The organism is Streptococcus sp. 20925_1_77 (assembly GCF_041432125.1).
In the GTDB taxonomy this organism is placed as follows: domain Bacteria; phylum Bacillota; class Bacilli; order Lactobacillales; family Streptococcaceae; genus Streptococcus.
This window is the reverse complement of the sequence record NZ_JAPVZB010000002.1, coordinates 63,932-81,700: the sequence shown is the minus strand read 5'-3', so window position 1 is coordinate 81,700 and position 17,769 is coordinate 63,932. Positions and strand designations below refer to the sequence as shown.

The window sequence follows — 17,769 nt, the reverse complement described above, 5'->3', positions numbered from 1 at the left end:
GAAAAACAGCTGACGCTGTTAGTCTTCTTGTTTAATTTGTTCTAACATCTTCACTTCTTCTGCTGTCAATTCGTAATTTTCTAGCAGGTCAGGGCGACGCTCAAAGGTCTTTTTCAGACTCTGATAAAGGCGCCACTGACGGATATTTTCATGGTGGCCACTCATGAGGACATCGGGAACTGTCATCCCTCTGTAGTCATAAGGCCGTGTGTATTGAGGATATTCTAGAAGTCCAGACGAGAAACTATCATCCTGGTGGCTGGACTCTTTGCCGATCACTTCTGGAATCAAGCGGACTGTCGCATCAATCATGGTCATAGCAGCTAGCTCACCACCGGTCAAGACATAATCGCCGAGAGAAATCTCATCTGTCACCAAGGTCTTGATCCGTTCGTCGTAGCCCTCATAGTGCCCGCATATAAAGATCAATTCATCTTCTTGAGCTAATTCTTCTGCGTAACTTTGATCAAAAGTCCGACCTGCTGGATCCAGTAAGATCACTCGCGGGTTCTTTTTCTCAATGGCATCAAAGGTATCGAAAATCGGCTGAGCGCGTAAGAGCATGCCCTGCCCGCCACCATAAGGTTCATCATCCACATGACGGGCTTTCTCTGCGTTTTCACGGAAATTATGGTAGTTGATCTCGAGAAGTCCCTTTTCACGCGCCTTTCCGACAATAGAGTGCTCCAAAGGCGAAAACATCTCTGGAAAGAGGGTTAAAATATCAATCTTCATCGTCTAACCCTTCTAAGATGTCTACATCCACCCGATTTCCTGGAATATCGATATTGAGCACCACTGGTGGGATATAAGGCAAAAGAAGGTCTCGTTTGCCTTTGCGTTTGACCACCCAGACATCATTGGCTCCTGGTTGCAGGATCTCCTTGATCTGACCGATCAGTTGGTCATTTTCGTATACATCAAGGCCGATGATCTCATGGTAATAAAACTCACCCTCGTCCAAATCCGTCAAGTCTTCTTCCGCAACCTTGAGGCTAAAGCCTTTGAATTTCTCGATGGCATTGATATGGTACATATCCTTAAACTTGATGATGTCGAAGTTCTTGTGCTTGCGGTGACTAGCAATGGTTACCGTTTGGACAAAACGATCCTTTTCATCAAAGAGAGCCAACTCTGCTCCTTTTTTAAAGCGCTCTTCCGCAAAGTCTGTCACAGACAAGACCCGCATCTCACCTTGTAAGCCTTGGGTATTGACAATTTTCCCAACGTTAAAGTAATTCATTTTATTCTTTACATTCCTCTTTTAGTTAATTTATTTCTACAGTTCTCTAATAAGAGCTGCAATTTTTTCCGATTCTGACCAGTGTAGATAGTGGTGGTTTCCACCTAGAATGAGTTTCGTATTTGAATTCCAATATTCTGAATTTCTGTACTCTTTTTCTCTGTACGCCTGACAAAATACGAAAACAGGAATATTATCTGCTAAGGACAAACTATCAAAATCTTCAGCGGTAATATTTACTGATATCTGAAACCCAGGAACTTGCTTTTCCAATTCTAAGCCCTTTTCTTCCATCAATTCCCAAATCAGTCTATCAGTTTCAGGTTCAAATGTTGCTTGAGTTAGTCCCTTAAAATAATTTTCCGGACCACATTCTTCAATCATCCTCATTTGCTCTTCCATTTCTGGATAAGGATTTTTTGAAAAATCAGCAAACATTATATTTTTTGTTGTTGGTTCAATTGCTATCAAAGCTTGACACTTAATTGGTTTACTCATTAACTTTAAAGCCAAAACACCACTTAAACTATGAACACAAAGTATATAATTGGAAATTTCCAATCCTTTCAGGATTTCGTATACCGCTTCAACAAGATTATCCAAATGAATTCCTGACTGACTATGAATCGGACTCCTACCTGTATTCGGAAAATCAATCGTTAAGTAACCTATTGAGGAAGGAAGTTTTTCAAGTATTGGTAGAAAATTTTCATAACTTGGTATCAAACCAGCACCATTTAAGCAAACTAGGACTTTATTTCTCTTTTTATAAGTAACAGAGAGACAACCAATCTTTGTAGTTACTTCAAATCGGTTCATACCAAAACACCCCTTTCTAAACAACAATTCACTTAACATTCTTAGGTTTTATTTTATCACGTTCAAGGGATTTTCTCAAATGCTCTTTTTTGCTAAAAAGCCTTCCAAATCTTGTTCATGCTGATACTTGATGGCTGCCTTCTTGTCTTTTTCAAAAATAGTCTTCGTTAGGTCAATATGGTTAATAGCTGCAATTGCCACTGTGTAGTGAATGACATCTGCCAACTCCTTTGCCAATTCCTCGTTTGAATCTTGGACACCCTCTTTTCTACCTGAACGTCCATTTAAAACCTCAGCGACTTCTCCAACTTCTTCCACTAGTTTGATAAAAAGTCCTTCTTCTGTTCTAGATTGTTGGTAATGATCAAGTAAGTATTCCTCTAGTTGTCTAATTGTTAAATCTCTCATTCCTTCTCCTTGCAAAAAAAGCGAGACCTTGTCCCGCTTTTCTTATTTTTCGTCAATAACGATTCTTACTTTTTTATCTTCAGTTGGGACAGAGTAGACAATCGTTCTTATCGCAGAAATGGTGCGACCTTTTCGACCGATTACACGACCAACATCGCTAGGATCAAGGTCAAGGTGGTACTCCAAGAACTCAGGAGTATCTTCGATCTTGATGGTTAAGGCATCCGGTTGTGAAATCAAGGGTTTCACAATTGCAATAATGAGATTTTCAATTGTATCCATACATCAACCTACTTAAAAAATTATTTTGAGAATTTAGAATCGTGGAATTTCTTCATCACACCAGCTTTTGAAAGGATGTTGCGAACTGTATCTGAAGGTTGAGCTCCGTCAGCCAACCATGCAAGAACGCGGTCTTCTTTCAAAGTTACTTGGTTTTCTTCAACAAGTGGATTGTAAGTTCCAACTGTTTCGATGAAACGTCCATCACGTGGTGAACGTGAATCTGCAACGTTGATACGGTAGTAAGGTTTTTTCTTAGAACCCATACGAGTCAAACGAATTTTAACTGCCATTTTTATAAGTCTCTTTTCTATATTTTAATTTTAGGTGAAATAGACAAGCTATTTAGCACATGATCTATTATAACACATTTCATCAACCTGTCAAGAAAAAAACTTGACACTATTAAAAATTTTTTAATTAAGCAGTAAATCGGCGATTTCTTGATAGGTGCTAACTTCATAAGTTGGCACTACTTGGCTGGTATTATCCTTGTGATCTGGATTATACCAGAGGGTATCGATCCTCGCAGCATGTCCTCCTGCGATATCCGCTGTCAAAGAATCACCGATCATGAGGGTCTCTTCCTTGCTAAACCCTGGAATCAGCTGGCCTACTTTGTCAAAAAATGCAGGTTCTGGTTTCTGAGTATGAAGCTGTTCAGAGATAAAGACCTCTTTAAAATAAGGTGCGATGGTAGAATGAGCTAAGCGTCCTTCTTGAATGGCAGTCACTCCGTTCGTTGCACCATAGAGCTGGTAACCTGCTTTGTCAAGTCGGGCCAGTAAGTCCTCCGCCCCTGGAAAAGATTGCCCTTGAAGACTGATGTAATCTTGGTAGCGAAGAGCCATCTCGGCCCCATCAACCGTTATCCCAAAGTGGGCAAACCCAATCGCAAACCGACTATCCACGAGTTCTTGTTTGGTGAGCTTCTTTTGTTCCAAATCCTTCCAGAGCCCTTGGTTCATAGGTTTGTAGTAATCTTTAAAAGCCTCTACATCTGGAAAATTCATGTCTTCTAGCATCTGCGTCAAGGCTGTTTCTTCAGCAGATTCAAAATCCAACAAGGTATGGTCCAAATCAAAAAGTAAAAATTTATATGCCATTACAAACGATCTTTCAATTTTTCTACAAATAAATAAGCAGCTGGGCAAGTGAGGGTATTCTTGATGGTCAGATGGTTGATCTGGTAGATCTTCTTGCGATCGGTATGAGGAAACTCTCGACAAGCTTTCGGACGAACATCATAAATCGAACAGAGGTTATCTCCACCTAAGAAAGGGCAAGGCATGGATTTAAAAACCTTGTCCCCATCCTCGTCAACTTGAAGAAACTCCGCCTCAAAAGCAGGAAGTTTCATCTTGAAATACTTGGCGATCCGCGTGATATCTGCTTCCTTAAAATCAGGCCCTAAGGTCTTACAGCAATTGGCACAAGCCGTACAATCGATTTCCTGGAACACTTCATCGTGGATTTCTTGCGCTATTTTATCTAGATTTTTAGGTGGTTTCTTCTTAAGATTCGCCAATACCTTGCGATGCTCCTTTTGCTTTTGGAGAGCTAACTGATGGTATTTTTCAATATCAATTTCCTGTGTCATCCTCTATTTCCTCTTCTAAACAATAGAAAGATTATACCACAAAGGATGTAAAAAAGGGAGTGGGACAGAACTCCGACTAATTAAGGAGAGTTCGTTTTCCCACCCCCGCACAGTTGATTAGGCTATCTTTGGAGCTTAAAAAGCGAACAAAGATACCAATCAACCACTGCGTCATACTGTTATTCTTATCAAACATCGAAGCCTCTGGATAGTTTAAGCCAAACTTCCTCTTTATCAATCCGTTACGGCACCTGTTCCATCCAGGCTCCAGGTATCTTCGATATACGGGATAAAGGTTTTCAGGGTTTCTGCATCTCCTTCAAATGAAATGGTATAAACTTTTTCACCCTTCTGGAAGATCCAAGTAATCAGGTATTGACCAGATTTCATGACAATTTGAAGTTGGTAGGCATCCAGACCTGCGACTTTAGTCCGCGCTCCCGTCATCTTGCCAACGTCCTGATTATCTTGCCACATAACGGCTAGTTTCTTGGCTAAAAATTCTGCATTAAATTCAATATCCGCAGGAACTTTTGCCTTTTCTTTGGTAAAGCTGTCCATGGTGACAATATTATAGCCACTCCCATCCGTATACTGGACTGCTTCTGTCACATCGATATCCGTGAATTTAATCCATTTACTTGGAATATCGATATATCCATAATCTGCATTTCCAATCCGCTTGGTTTCCTGACTGGAAGCACTTTTCTTTGTAGAAGAAGCATTCTTTGACGAAGAGCTGCTTGTTTTCTTTTCGACTTTGCTGCTACTTTCTTTTGTAGAAGAAGCTGCTGTTTCTTTTTTAGTGGTGTGACTACAGGCCATTAGTGTGCAGGCAGAAAAAATCGTAAGGGATGCGACTAGTAATTTGTGTTTCATGATCAACCTCCTTGAGAACGTTTTCTACTTCTAGTCTACCATGAATGAGGGTATTTTAAAATAGGAACAGTGTCACATCTGATCCAAGCCCACTAATCCCGTTCATTTCTTTTTAATATCAAACAGAAAACAAAAGTGCCCTCTAGGGGGCACTTTATTTCTTATTCTTCATCCATTGACAATACGGATAAGAAGGCTTCCTGTGGCACTTCTACCGAACCAATGGCTTTCATCCGTTTCTTACCGGCTTTTTGTTTTTCAAGAAGCTTGCGTTTCCGTGAGACGTCCCCACCATAACACTTAGCCAAGACGTTCTTCCGAAGGGCCTTGATATCTGTACGGGCCACGATCTTATGACCGATGGCTGCTTGGATGGGCACCTCAAACTGTTGACGAGGGATAATCTTCTTAAGCTTCTCAACGATCAACTTACCACGTTCATAGGCAAAGTCCTTGTGAACGATAAAGCTGAGAGCATCGACGGTATCGCCATTAAGAAGGATATCCATTTTAACCAATTTAGATGGACGGTATTCAGACAACTCATAGTCAAAGCTTGCATAGCCACGAGTAGAGGATTTCAATTTATCAAAGAAATCAAAGACAATTTCCGCCAGTGGGATTTGATAGATGACATTGACCCGATTTTCGTCGATGTAGTCCATGGTCACAAAATCCCCACGTTTGCGTTGGGCCAATTCCATGACAGCTCCGACAAACTCTTGTGGCACCATGATCTGCGCCTTTACATAAGGTTCTTCAATCGAAGCGATCTTGGTTGGATCTGGGAACTCAGATGGGTTAGACACATCTAGTGCTTCGCCATCTGTCAAATTAACCTTGTAGATAACAGACGGTGCTGTCATGATCAAGTCAATATTAAACTCACGCTCTAAGCGCTCTTGGATAACGTCCATATGAAGGAGTCCCAAGAAACCACAACGGAAACCAAAACCAAGGGCTTGAGAAGTTTCCGGTTCAAATTGAAGACTAGCGTCATTCAATTGCAATTTTTCCAAGGCTTCACGAAGATCATTATATTTATTGGATTCGATTGGGTAAAGACCAGCAAAGACCATTGGGTTCATCTGCTTGTACCCATGTAGTGGCTCACTTGCTGGATTGGTCGCTAAGGTCACAGTGTCCCCGACACGGGTATCTGCAACGGTCTTGATAGAGGCCGCAATATAACCAACATCTCCTGTAGCAAGGAAATCACGTCCAACTGCTTTAGGAGTAAAGATCCCAACCTCAGTCACATCAAAGGTTTTTCCATTACTCATGAGCTGGATCTTATCGCCTGGTTTGACCATTCCATTGACAACCCGTACCTGAAGGATCACCCCACGATAGGCGTCATAGACGGAATCAAAGATCAAGGCTTGAAGTGGCGCTTCAACATCACCTGTCGGAGCAGGAACTTTCTCAACGATCTGCTCCAAAATCTCTTCAATCCCAATACCAGCCTTGGCAGAAGCTAGCACTGCCTCGCTAGCATCCAAGCCAATCACATCTTCTACTTCTGTGCGCACACGTTCTGGATCTGCAGCTGGTAGGTCAATTTTGTTAATAACTGGCAGAATCTCCAAATCGTTGTCCAGAGCAAGGTAAACATTGGCTAGGGTCTGGGCTTCAATCCCTTGAGCGGCATCCACTACAAGAATTGCACCCTCACAGGCAGCCAGCGAACGCGAAACCTCATAAGTAAAGTCCACGTGCCCCGGTGTATCAATCAAGTGGAAGATATAGGTCTCCCCATCTTTAGCCGTGTAGTTCAACTCGATGGCATTGAGCTTAATGGTAATCCCACGTTCCCGTTCCAGGTCCATGCTATCTAGGAGTTGGGCTTGCATCTCCCGACTAGACACGGTTTCGGTTTTTTCTAAAATTCGATCGGCCAAGGTTGACTTTCCATGGTCAATATGGGCGATGATCGAGAAGTTCCGAATCTTCTCTTGTCGTTTTTTTAATTCTTCAAAATTTGGCATAATCATCTTCCTAGTAAATTTAATCGTACTCTTCATTATAACAAAAAAGATAGGCCTTTGCCTATCTTAATTCATTATTTTCAAAAATCGCTTCTGCGTTTTATTTCCCTCATAGCCTATTCGTTCGTAAAAGAGATGGGCTTCTTTTCGATGAGAGGCAGAATTTAAACGGATAAAAGCAGAATGCCTGCTTTTGGCAAGTTCTTCAACTCGCTCCATCAATCGGCGACCGATCCCACATCCTTGAGCAGAAGGGAAAACAGCAAGTCCCAAAACATTTAGACCAGCGTCACTATAGAGGCTTTCGTAAACTTCCGCTTCCACATAACCAAGAATATTTCCTGTTTGGTCCTCTTCATAAACAAAGCAAAAATGATCTGAATCTGGCGAATTAAATTTATCAATCTGAGCTGCCACTTTTTCAAGGGTCGAATCATACCCCAATACTTGGTGACATAAATCTCTAATTTGACCTGCATCTTTGACTTGAACAGTACGAATCATAGCTCCACCTCCATGAACTCTTTGCTCTTATCTTAGACCTTTTTCCTCAAAAAGTAAAGGAATAGCAGATAAAATTTATAAAGAAAATCCGATTTAGATCAAATTCATCTTTTTTCGCATTTCTCAGGGATTTCTATTTACTTTTTCGATTTAATTCATTATAATAGTAAGGGTAAATACAAGGAGGTGAGTACGTTGGCCAGAGGTCGTGGAAAAGCAAGCCCTCAAGACAAAGAGGCATTACGGATTATATCGGAAAAGATTAGAGAATTACTGAAAGAACAAGGAAAAAAACAGATCGAATTATCTCGTATTACTAGAATCCCTGCAAGTACCCTGACTGGATATGTAAAAGGAACTTCTCTTCCCGTTCCCGAAAATTTAGAGAAGATTGCTGCCTTTTTTCAGGTAGCAGTTGCTGAAATTGACCCTCGATTACGAAATGATTTTGTGGTCATTGATTCAGAGATTGAACGATTGTATAAACAGCTCGATGAGGGAAATCAAGAAAATCTTCTTTCTTATGGAAAAAGTCTCTTGACCCATCAGAAAGAAAAACAGAAGATTGAAAAGAAATACCACTCTTATTCTGTCTATGATTCTTTTGCATCTTATCAAAATCAGAAACAAGCTGATATCGTCTGGTTTGATCAAAAGATCCCTTACGATTTGGCTTTTTGGATTCATACGGATTCCCTAGAGCCCAAATATGAAAAGGGAGCCGTTGTGTTAATCAAGCAAACCTACTACGATCAGGCAGGGGCTATTTATGCCATTGATTTTGATGGGCAAACATTGATCAAACGTGTCTTTCGTGAGGCCAACGGGGTACGACTCGTTTCCCTCAATAAGAAATATAGTGATCAGATTATTCCACTAGATGAGGAACCTGGGGTGATTGGAAAAGTGATTGATGGCTTTGTTCCTCTTGATTTGGAGGAGATCAAATGATTCAATTAATCGCGATTGACTTGGACGGAACTCTCTTGCATGAAGATAAGTCGCTGTCTAAAGGCAATATCGAGGCTCTTCATAAGGCCCATGAAGCGGGCTATGATATTGTGATCTGTACGGGACGTCCCTTAGCGGGTGTCCGTCCCATCTTTGAAGAGATTGGCCTTCCTGATGGCAGCTACTATATGATTATCAATAACGGGTGTACAACTTTGTCTACTCAGAATTGGGAAATCATTGGTAAGGAAGAATTAAGCCTTGAGGATATGCACCAGTTGCAAGTATTGACGGAAGATACTGATATCCAGCTGACCTTATTTGACATGGATCACTACCTAGTGGTCGCACCTGAAGCCAGTGAACTGGTTACGATGGATGCGGGCATTGTTAATAGTAAACCGAAACCTGTCTCAGAAGAGGATCTTCCCAACCTTGTTCCTATTTTTCAAGCCATGTACGTAGGAGATCCTTCTGCTATTGATGCCTTCCAATCTCAGCACGAGGCTGCGTTAGAAACCGATTTTAACACTGTTCGTTCACAGGATATCCTATTTGAAATCCTTCCTAAAGGTGCGAGCAAGGCATCTGCTCTTCAAGCATTAAGCCAAACATTAGGCTACAGTCGAGACCAGGTTATGGCTCTTGGAGATGCCAATAATGACCTTGAAATGCTTCGTTTTGCTGGCTATAGCGTCGCTATGGGAAATGGCAATGCTGCTGTCAAGGAAATAGCTGACTTCATCACCTTGACCAATGATGAGGATGGCGTGGCCCATGCTATTCACAAATTAATTGAAACTGAAAAAGGAGAATAATCATGAAATACCAAAATCTGTTGGACCGTTTTATTACCTATGTAAAGGTCAACACACGTTCAGACGAAAACTCTACAACCACTCCAAGTACCCAATCACAAGTTGATTTTGCAACCAACGTCTTGATCCCTGAGATGAAACGTGTAGGTCTTGAAAATGTCTACTACCTACCAAATGGCTATGCCATTGGAACGCTTCCAGCTAATGATCCAAGCTTTACGCGCAAGATTGGATTTATCTCTCACATGGACACCGCTGACTTCAATGCAGAAAATGTCAATCCACAAATCGTTGAGAATTATGATGGAGGTGTCATTGCCCTTGGTGACTCAGGTTTTACACTCGATCCAGCTGATTTTGCTCATTTGAACAACTACAAGGGACAAACCTTGATCACGACGGACGGTACTACTCTTCTGGGAGCAGATGATAAGTCAGGTATCGCTGAAATTATGACGGCTATCGAATATCTGACAGCGCATCCTGAAATCAAACACGGAGAAATCCGTGTCGGCTTTGGTCCAGATGAAGAAATCGGTGTTGGTGCAGATCAATTTGATGCAGAAGATTTTGATGTAGACTTTGCCTATACGGTTGATGGCGGTCCTCTTGGGGAGCTTCAATACGAAACCTTCTCAGCAGCTGGAGCTGAAATCACCTTCAAAGGACGCAATGTCCACCCAGGTACAGCCAAAGGTCAAATGATCAATGCCCTTCAATTGGCCATTGATTTCCATAACAAACTCCCTGAAGGAGCACGTCCTGAATTAACCGAAGGCTATGAAGGCTTCTACCACTTGATGAACATTGAAGGAACTGTTGAGGAAGCAAGTGCCAGTTACATCATTCGGGACTTTGAAACTGAAAGCTTTGAGAAACGCAAAGACCTCATGACATCTATTGCGGATCAGATGAATGCGGAGCTCGGTAGCGAACGCGTTCTCCTCACCCTCAAAGATCAGTACTACAACATGAAGCAAGTGATTGAAAAAGATATGACGCCGATTACCCTTGCTAAGGAAGTCATGGAAGATCTTGGCATCACTCCAATCATTGAACCGATCCGCGGTGGTACAGATGGGTCTAAAATTTCCTTTATGGGAATTCCTACACCAAACATCTTTGCCGGTGGCGAAAATATGCACGGTCGCTTTGAATACGTTAGCCTCCAAACCATGGAACGCGCTGTTGATACCATTATCGGTATTGTGACCAAAAAATAAGTAACAAAAAGGATTCGGATAGATTGTCCGGATCCTTTATTGTATGTTAGAAAGCTTGACAATATCTTTTACCTGATCAATGGACTGAATTAGGTTAAGGCTTGTCTCATTGATAGGAAGATAATAGACTTTATCTGCCAAAGATTCTGTAAAAGGACGATTGGTGAGTATGATCACCTGTTGTCCTTTTTCTTTTAACTCTTGCTCCTTCTTTCGTACTTTTTGGTAAAAACTTGGGTCTCGAATTTCTAGATCATCCACCAAGATACACGCAGCATCCAACCCGAATGATTCATTGGTCCCATTTTGGGTCAGATAATAGGCCGCCCCTTCTTTGACCTCATATAAGCCAGCTGATGGCTCAACCGGAAGAAATGCTGGACTTGTTGCAACTTCTGCTGCTTTTTCCATCGCTACAAGGTTGGCAAGGACCTGCAAATAAATCGGTGCTAATTTACTTAAATCCAAGAGTTCCTCAAACTCAAAACCACGTTTCAGAGCCTCTAAGATATAGAAGAGCCGATGGGGCATATGACGAGCTATTTTTTGGATTAATTCATCATCGCTCATTTCTTCAGGAAAGACAGTCAGTAGTTTTTTATCTTTAATGGTTTCTAAGGCCTGTTGGTAAGCTTCATCGATCCTCTTTCCAAATCCATAAACTGCCCCATAAGAGTGAATTTGGGTATTGAGACGAGCATTCTGTGCAGCATCTGAAAAGATCGGAATCTTAAAGAAAATATAGTCTAGACTGGGTTCATAAACAGCCTTTAGATCCTGTAATAATGGATGAGGCAAATGCTCGAGCGAGCGCCCCAATTGCAGCTGCACGCCTTGCTCAAACAAGGAATAGCCCAAGCCCATAGAGGCCATCGAGATACTATCTGAAGCAAATGGATTAACCTCTAAGATATAAAAAGCATAGCTCGTCGGATCCAAGGCAAACTTAATGGAAATGGCTCCTGTCAGCTTCAGATAGCGACTAATCTGGATCGCTGCTTCACGAAGATTTTGAAACTCCCGATCAGTCAGAGTGACCGCTGGCATGAATTGGTAAGAGTCACTGGAGTGGATCCCAACAGGATCAATGCTTTCAATAGAGGCTGCCAGGTAGTGATTGTCTTCACGATCCCGCATGACTACAAAATCCAGTTCCTTAAAGCCATAGGTCGAAAACTCCAGCAAACACTGCTGACTTGGAGAAACCGAAAGTCCCATTTCTACAGCTTCGCACAAGTCATCCAGGTTATGAGCAATCTTTCGCCCTTGCCCTTGCTTACTCGCTACTGGCCAGATCATAATAGGAAATTGAATGCCTTCAGAAAACTCGATAGCTTCTCGAACTGAGCTCACCAGTGCTGAAGCAGGTACCTGATAGCCCAGCTCTTGAAAGAGACGTCGTTGATCTGCCTGCTGATAAAAGGTCCGGTAGCGTTGGAGGCTTGGTCCGACAATCATGATCGATGCATCTTTGAAAAATCCAGTTTCTTCCAAACGAAACAAGAGATTCAAAATCTGTTTGTCCGCAAAAGGTAGGAGCAAGCGAGATCCAGTATAAGAAAGAAGAGTCGTCCTAAGAGCATCCAGCTTGAGCTTACTAACTACAACTATATCTGCAGCTTCTTGGGTGATAGCATTTTCTTCGCCCAAGTAAAGGACAAGAGCATTCCCATCCTTGGCATTGAGTTTTTGTGCTTCATTTACCGCAGCCAAAAGGCTAATATCCTGATAAGAATCTCCACACAGGAGAAGCAATTTCTGGTTTTGTTTCATCATTCCTTCTCCCTTCTACTTTCGTGAATTTTGGCATCAATCAACTCTAAAAATTCATCGTAAAAATAGAGATTTTCTCTTGGACCTGGACTAGCATCTACTTGGAATTGAACCCCTAAAATCGGTTGGTAACGATGGCGAAAAGCTTCGATACTATGGTCATTGACGTTTTCATGCGTGACCAATAAATCATGGGGTAGGCTATCGCGTGCGATACTATACAAGTGATTTTGACTAGTCATCTCAATTTTTCCTGTCGCAATTTCACGAACAGGAATATTTAATCCGAAGTGTCCAACTTCCATGGGAGCTAGCTCCGCTCCATAAGCTTGAGCTAGTACCTGTGCTCCCAAGCCCATGCCCCAGATCGGAATTTGACCATTGATTTTTTGGATCAAGCGACAGAGTTTTTTTACCTGATGGGGATCGCCAGGCCCACTGGATAAAATAACGCCATCGGGCTGTTGTTCCATCAGTTCATCATAAGAGATGTCATAGGGATAGACCGTGACATTACAGTCCCTTTGACTCAGCTGGCGCAAGACAGAGTGTTTGACACCTAAATCAATCAAGGCAATACTCTTTCCAAAACCTGGTACAGCATAGGCCGTTTTTGTCGAGACTTGACGCACTTGGTCTTTGGGAAGGACTGTCGCTCGCAACTGATCCAGGATATGCTCGATCGAATCCCCCTTGTTAATGACAGTCGCCTTCATCCGTCCATACTTGAGGACAATTTTTGCCACCTGTCTCGTATCAATCCCTACAATACCAGGAATTTTTTTTCGCTTCAAGAATTCATCCAAAGTCATCTGCTGCCGCCAATTGCTCGGCATCTCCACCAGATGCTGAACGACTACTGCTAAACAAGTGGGCGTAATCGATTCAGAATCATCCCGATTGATCCCTGTTGCGCCAATAACTGGAAAGGTAAAGGAGAGGATCTGGCCACTAAAAGCCTGATCCGTGATCAATTCTTGATAGCCTGTCATGGCTGTCGTAAAGACCAATTCACCAGTCACATATAAGTCTGCACCAAAGGCTTCTCCTTCAAATACAGTCCCATCCTCTAGGACCAATAAACGTTTCATCGAACCCCTCCCTTCTTTTACACTAGTCCAATTTTATCATAGTTCCTCAAAAAAAAGAAAGTCAGATTCCATGTAGCTCTCTACTCTGTCCTCTTCCTTTCCTTTCAATGAATTGTCAGTTATCTTATTTTGCACCGCGACCTTTAAGGACGGCTTCAATGATGGCCATACGGACAAAGACACCGTTGGTCATTTGTTCTACGATGCGTGATTTAGGAGCTTCTACCAAGTGGTCCGCAATTTCAACGTCACGGTTGACTGGTGCTGGGTGCATCAAGATCGCTGTATCTTTCATACGGTCATAACGTTCTTGAGTCAAACCATGAAGACGGTGGTAGTTTTCTTTAGAGAAGAGTGATTCGTAATCATGACGTTCGTGTTGCACACGCAAGAACATCATCACATCCACATCTTCAATGACTTCATCGATAGTGACGAAGGTTCCATAGTCTTCAAATTCCGCACTTCTCCATTCGTCTGGACCTGCAAAGTAGAGGGTTGCTCCCAAACGTTTCAAGATTTGCATATTTGATTTTGCCACACGTGAGTGATCCAAGTCCCCAGCGATACAAACTTTCAAGCCATCAAAGTGACCGAATTCTTGGTAGATGGTCATCAAATCAAGCAAGCTTTGGCTTGGGTGTTGACCTGAACCGTCCCCACCGTTGACGATAGAGGCTGTGATCGTTGGGCTTTCAACCAATTCTTTGTAGTAGTCCACTTCAGGGTGACGGATGACGCAGACATCTACACCAAGAGCTGACATGGTCAAGATGGTATCGTAAAGTGTTTCCCCTTTGTTCACAGAGCTTGTCTTCACATCAAAGTCAAGGAGATCACATCCCAATTTCAACTCTGCCACTTCAAAGGCTTTGTGGGTACGAGTTGAAGGTTCAAAGAAAAGGTTTGAGATGATGTGTTGGTCTTCGTAGGTTGCTTTAGCTCCGTTTTTGAACTCAATCCCACGTTTGATCAATGCCATTACTTCTTCATTGGTAAGAGTTTCCATTGAGACAAGGTTTTTAAGAGCGATTTGATTTTCAGACATGTTGATTCTCCTTTTATAATGTGAATACAAAAAATTTACAATTTGTTTAAGCTTCTTTGATGAGGACGCGGTCTTGACCGTCTAGCTCCACCATCTCGACAATGATTTCCTCTGACTTACTTGTCGGGATATTTTTCCCAACAAAGTCCGGACGAATCGGCAACTCCCGATGCCCACGGTCGACTAGAACCGCCAGACTCACTCGAGCGGGACGACCGTGACTGACCAGATTGTCAATGGCAGCGCGTATCGTGCGACCTGTATAGAGGACATCATCGATCAAAATGACTTCTCTATGAGCGATATCAACTGGTAAGACCGTTGTATCTTCTGTCGCCTTCATGTCATCTCGGAAAGGCTTGGTATCTAGTTCTGCTACAGGGACATCGATTTGTTCCAGCTGAGAGAGGCGTTCTTGGATCCGGCGAGCGATGTAAACACCACGCGTCTTGATCCCAACCAGCACAATCTGGCTCAAATCTTTGTTTCGTTCAATGATTTCGTAGGTGATCCGGGTAATGGCCCGTTTCATCGTCAAATCATCAACGACTTCTTTGGTTTTCATTCAGTCCTCCTTAGTTGTAAAAGAAAAACCTCCTTTTTCAAGGAGGTTCAGCAAATGAATGGTCTAAGAGGATAGAGTCTCGCTCTATGGTCCTAGCCATTGTTTTTCACAGTCTCCTTGCCTGCCTCACGGGACAGGATTAAAGGATTTATTTAATTGAGATAACTATATCACAGTTTCAAACGACATGCAAGAAAAAACTCAACATTTTTCAAAAAAATTTAAAAACATGACTTTTCATCCGAATAATGTTCGGTTTTTACTAAGAAACAGCCGATTTTCGCTTGATATTTTTGATCCCATAGAGCACATAGCCAGCTAAGAGGTAAGCGATAAAGATGATCACCACCCATTTGCCCACAAAGGTCCAGCCGTATTTATTAACATTGATAAAGAAATAGGCAAAGGGACTATCTTTTGCACCTGGAATTGGCCACTTCAAGACCAATCCATTGAGAAGGGCAAAGAGCATGTAAGCCAGGGGAATCGATGTCCAAAGGAAGGGATCGAGCTTACGGTATTGCTTTGCTTTATCAACCACTAGGGTATCAAAGAAGAACATCAAAGGAACGATGTAATGACAAAGGAAGTTTTCCAAACGATAAAACTTCTCAGGTGTCGCAAGAGGCGCCAACATAAAGTGGTAGATGACAAAGGTAATCATAATAGCCATGGTCACTGCCCCCTTCATGCGAAGGTAGCCCTGGCTCTGGGTCGAACGATCACGAAGCATGCGCCAAACCATATCTCCCATGAAGAACATGACCAACATGTTAGACAAAATGGTGTAATAAAGCATCATACCAAAGCCACCATGCTTGGTCAGTTGCAGATAAACGCCGAGCACACTTAAGATAAACAATAGAAAACGATAGCTAAACAATAGTTTGAATTTCATAGTATTCTCCTGAAAGAAAAGGGGCTAGGCCCTTCTTCTTATCTTTAGATCTTCTTCACAAATTCTGATTTGAGTTTCATTGCGCCAAAACCATCAATCTTACAATCGATGTTATGATCGCCTTCTACGATACGGATGTTTTTCACGCGCGTTCCTTGTTTCAAATCTTTTGGTGCCCCCTTGACTTTTAAGTCTTTGATCAAGGTCACGGTATCGCCATCAGCCAATTTATTCCCATTTGCGTCGATGGCTACAACACCTTCTTCTTCCACGACTTCAGCTGGATTCCATTCATAAGCACACTCTGGGCAAACCAAGAGGGCTCCATCTTCATAGACATATTCAGAGTTACATTTTGGACAGTTTGGTAAGTTATTCATTTCTATCTCCTTATTCAAATTAACTTTCATAGTATACCATGAAAGCGAGCATTTGACAAATCCTGCTCGACTGCATAAAAAGGAGGCGACTTGGCCTTCTTACATAGATAATATCTTTCAATCTTCTTGCAATTCTTGAATGTCTTGAATCACGCGCACGCCTGCTTGATTCTTCTCGCGCAGTTCAGCATCAGAGTATGGGAAGGTATTGATCAAGATACTCTCCATGCCGATACTTTGGGCAACAGCAACATCTGTTGTAAAGTCATTGCCCACCATGACTGTTTTCTCAGGGTTCAACTGGTGTTCTTTGATGACTTCCAAGAGGAACTCTGGCTGAGGTTTGCGAATACCTGCATCTGATGACAAGTAAATGGCATGGAAAAGTTCTCTCAAGCCTACTAAATCAATCTCAGGATTGGTAAAATCTGCTTGGGCATTGGATAAGAGATAGATCCGGCAACCTGCAGCTTTCATATCCTCTAATACTTCTTTCGTGTGAGGATAAAGCTCCAATCTTTTGCGAGAAAGGACACGGAAAGTCCGTGAAATCAAACGTCCCCACTCTTTGAGGTGGGCAACACTGTTTCCGCTTGGATGACTTTCTAAATACAATTGCACAAAAATGACCGTCAGATCAATCTCAGGATAGGCAACTTGTTTTTCCTTGGCCAAGTCTTCTTCAGCTTGTTGCACCAACTCTCTATAACGCAGGTGCAGACCTTCTCCAGTGTAACTTGCCCCGTAGGATTGGTAAATCTGAGCCATGGTATCCCATAAAACTGGACTTGACTCATCGGTTTCGATGTCGACCAAGGTTCCATAAAAATCAAAAATATAATTTTTAAATGCGTACTTGTGCGGATTCATCTCTCACTCCCGTAACAAACATGGTAAAGGTTGCCTTGCAGACATTGGCACCGTCTTGATTTGTAATATCAACATCCACAACTCGAGTCGTCCGTCCACTGTGGACACATTCGCCATGGATCGTGAGGACATCCCCCAGACGCCCTGCTTTCAAGTAATTGATGGAGGATTGCAAGGTCACACCATCGACCCCCTGAGAAATCACGACCAAACCACTGATCTGGTCACACAAGGTAAAGAGATAGCCTCCATGCGCATTTCCATAATAATTGAGCGATGATTCAACGACCTTGGTTGACACCACTACATGGCCATCTCTCATCTTTTCAATTTCGTAATTTTCAAATGCAGCAATTGCATCAAAGTGAAAATCTTTCATATACTTGCCACCTTTTCTAGCATCTTTTCAACTTCTCTATCATACTACAA

General features: G+C 42.3%; 22 protein-coding genes. 3 read left to right on the top strand and 19 right to left on the bottom strand.

Translation table 11 applies throughout. From position 1 onward, the window contains the following. Positions 1–18: 18 nt before the first annotated feature. From trmD to O3626_RS01690, 11 genes are all read right to left on the bottom strand, one after another. Positions 19–735, bottom strand: a complete 717-nt coding sequence (gene trmD, locus O3626_RS01740) for a tRNA (guanosine(37)-N1)-methyltransferase TrmD (protein WP_371494880.1) — start codon at positions 733–735, stop codon at positions 19–21. Beyond that, positions 725–1,243 carry a ribosome maturation factor RimM gene (rimM, locus tag O3626_RS01735; protein WP_003016315.1) on the bottom strand — a complete coding sequence of 173 codons (519 nt, stop codon included), beginning with the start codon at positions 1,241–1,243 and terminating at the stop codon, positions 725–727. Before rimM ends, trmD begins: the two co-directional genes overlap by 11 nt. Before the next feature lie 36 nt (positions 1,244–1,279). Beyond that, a complete protein-coding gene (locus O3626_RS01730) occupies positions 1,280–2,062 on the bottom strand; it encodes an alpha/beta hydrolase (protein WP_342977680.1) in 783 nt (260 codons plus the stop codon). Positions 2,063–2,137: 75 nt separating this feature from the next. After that, positions 2,138–2,470: a MazG nucleotide pyrophosphohydrolase domain-containing protein gene (locus O3626_RS01725; RefSeq protein WP_049496252.1), complete on the bottom strand. Its 333-nt coding sequence runs from the start codon at positions 2,468–2,470 to the stop codon at positions 2,138–2,140. A gap of 42 nt (positions 2,471–2,512) precedes the next feature. Next, the gene (gene kphA, locus O3626_RS01720) at positions 2,513–2,752 is read right to left on the bottom strand and encodes an RNA-binding protein KphA (protein WP_003001620.1); all 240 of its coding nucleotides are present in this window, start codon (positions 2,750–2,752) and stop codon (positions 2,513–2,515) included. A 20-nt stretch (positions 2,753–2,772) separates the two neighbouring features. Continuing rightward, the gene (gene rpsP, locus O3626_RS01715) at positions 2,773–3,045 is read right to left on the bottom strand and encodes a 30S ribosomal protein S16 (RefSeq protein ID WP_003007475.1); all 273 of its coding nucleotides are present in this window, start codon (positions 3,043–3,045) and stop codon (positions 2,773–2,775) included. Positions 3,046–3,168: 123 nt separating this feature from the next. Beyond that, positions 3,169–3,858, bottom strand: a complete 690-nt coding sequence (locus O3626_RS01710) for a YjjG family noncanonical pyrimidine nucleotidase (protein WP_371494878.1) — start codon at positions 3,856–3,858, stop codon at positions 3,169–3,171. Continuing rightward, the gene (locus O3626_RS01705; protein WP_003001664.1) at positions 3,858–4,352 is read right to left on the bottom strand and encodes a YkgJ family cysteine cluster protein; all 495 of its coding nucleotides are present in this window, start codon (positions 4,350–4,352) and stop codon (positions 3,858–3,860) included. The genes O3626_RS01710 and O3626_RS01705 overlap by 1 nt, the downstream gene beginning before the upstream one ends. A gap of 234 nt (positions 4,353–4,586) precedes the next feature. Beyond that, on the bottom strand, positions 4,587–5,231 hold the full coding sequence (locus O3626_RS01700; protein WP_371494875.1) for a hypothetical protein: 645 nt from the start codon (positions 5,229–5,231) through the stop codon (positions 4,587–4,589). Positions 5,232–5,392: 161 nt separating this feature from the next. Then, the gene (lepA, locus tag O3626_RS01695) at positions 5,393–7,219 is read right to left on the bottom strand and encodes a translation elongation factor 4 (RefSeq protein ID WP_009731117.1); all 1,827 of its coding nucleotides are present in this window, start codon (positions 7,217–7,219) and stop codon (positions 5,393–5,395) included. 66 nt (positions 7,220–7,285) lie between these two features. Beyond that, positions 7,286–7,723, bottom strand: coding sequence for a GNAT family N-acetyltransferase (locus O3626_RS01690; protein ID WP_371494873.1), 438 nt, complete (start codon positions 7,721–7,723; stop codon positions 7,286–7,288). Positions 7,724–7,918: 195 nt separating this feature from the next. Between O3626_RS01690 and O3626_RS01685 the strand changes: the two genes are divergently transcribed. Genes O3626_RS01685 through pepT form a run of 3 tightly spaced genes read left to right on the top strand, consistent with a single transcriptional unit; the run spans position 7,919 to position 10,715 of the window. Further along, complete coding sequence (locus O3626_RS01685; RefSeq protein ID WP_371494871.1) at positions 7,919–8,674, top strand: helix-turn-helix transcriptional regulator; 756 nt, start codon at positions 7,919–7,921, stop codon at positions 8,672–8,674. Next, the gene (locus tag O3626_RS01680; RefSeq protein WP_371494869.1) at positions 8,671–9,492 is read left to right on the top strand and encodes a Cof-type HAD-IIB family hydrolase; all 822 of its coding nucleotides are present in this window, start codon (positions 8,671–8,673) and stop codon (positions 9,490–9,492) included. Before O3626_RS01685 ends, O3626_RS01680 begins: the two co-directional genes overlap by 4 nt. Before the next feature lie 2 nt (positions 9,493–9,494). Next, on the top strand, positions 9,495–10,715 hold the full coding sequence (gene pepT, locus O3626_RS01675) for a peptidase T (RefSeq protein WP_371494867.1): 1,221 nt from the start codon (positions 9,495–9,497) through the stop codon (positions 10,713–10,715). A gap of 36 nt (positions 10,716–10,751) precedes the next feature. On the opposite strand, the gene O3626_RS01670 is transcribed toward pepT, so the two are convergent. From O3626_RS01670 to O3626_RS01635, 8 genes are all read right to left on the bottom strand, one after another. After that, positions 10,752–12,491 (bottom strand): carbamoyl-phosphate synthase large subunit, encoded by a 1,740-nt coding sequence (locus O3626_RS01670; RefSeq protein WP_371494865.1) that lies wholly within the window; start codon positions 12,489–12,491, stop codon positions 10,752–10,754. Continuing rightward, positions 12,488–13,579: a carbamoyl phosphate synthase small subunit gene (locus tag O3626_RS01665; RefSeq protein WP_371494862.1), complete on the bottom strand. Its 1,092-nt coding sequence runs from the start codon at positions 13,577–13,579 to the stop codon at positions 12,488–12,490. The genes O3626_RS01670 and O3626_RS01665 overlap by 4 nt, the downstream gene beginning before the upstream one ends. Before the next feature lie 124 nt (positions 13,580–13,703). Next, positions 13,704–14,627 carry an aspartate carbamoyltransferase catalytic subunit gene (locus O3626_RS01660; RefSeq protein WP_049496281.1) on the bottom strand — a complete coding sequence of 308 codons (924 nt, stop codon included), beginning with the start codon at positions 14,625–14,627 and terminating at the stop codon, positions 13,704–13,706. Between the two features lie 46 nt (positions 14,628–14,673). Continuing rightward, positions 14,674–15,192 carry a bifunctional pyr operon transcriptional regulator/uracil phosphoribosyltransferase PyrR gene (gene pyrR, locus O3626_RS01655; protein WP_003001719.1) on the bottom strand — a complete coding sequence of 173 codons (519 nt, stop codon included), beginning with the start codon at positions 15,190–15,192 and terminating at the stop codon, positions 14,674–14,676. Between the two features lie 262 nt (positions 15,193–15,454). After that, positions 15,455–16,090, bottom strand: a complete 636-nt coding sequence (locus O3626_RS01650) for a Pr6Pr family membrane protein (protein ID WP_371494860.1) — start codon at positions 16,088–16,090, stop codon at positions 15,455–15,457. Between the two features lie 44 nt (positions 16,091–16,134). After that, positions 16,135–16,470 (bottom strand): zinc ribbon domain-containing protein YjdM, encoded by a 336-nt coding sequence (locus O3626_RS01645; protein WP_009731127.1) that lies wholly within the window; start codon positions 16,468–16,470, stop codon positions 16,135–16,137. 117 nt (positions 16,471–16,587) lie between these two features. Further along, positions 16,588–17,340, bottom strand: a complete 753-nt coding sequence (locus O3626_RS01640; RefSeq protein WP_371494858.1) for an HAD family hydrolase — start codon at positions 17,338–17,340, stop codon at positions 16,588–16,590. Beyond that, positions 17,315–17,719 carry a PaaI family thioesterase gene (locus O3626_RS01635; RefSeq protein ID WP_254728246.1) on the bottom strand — a complete coding sequence of 135 codons (405 nt, stop codon included), beginning with the start codon at positions 17,717–17,719 and terminating at the stop codon, positions 17,315–17,317. The genes O3626_RS01640 and O3626_RS01635 overlap by 26 nt, the downstream gene beginning before the upstream one ends. Between the last annotated feature and the right edge of the window lie 50 nt (positions 17,720–17,769).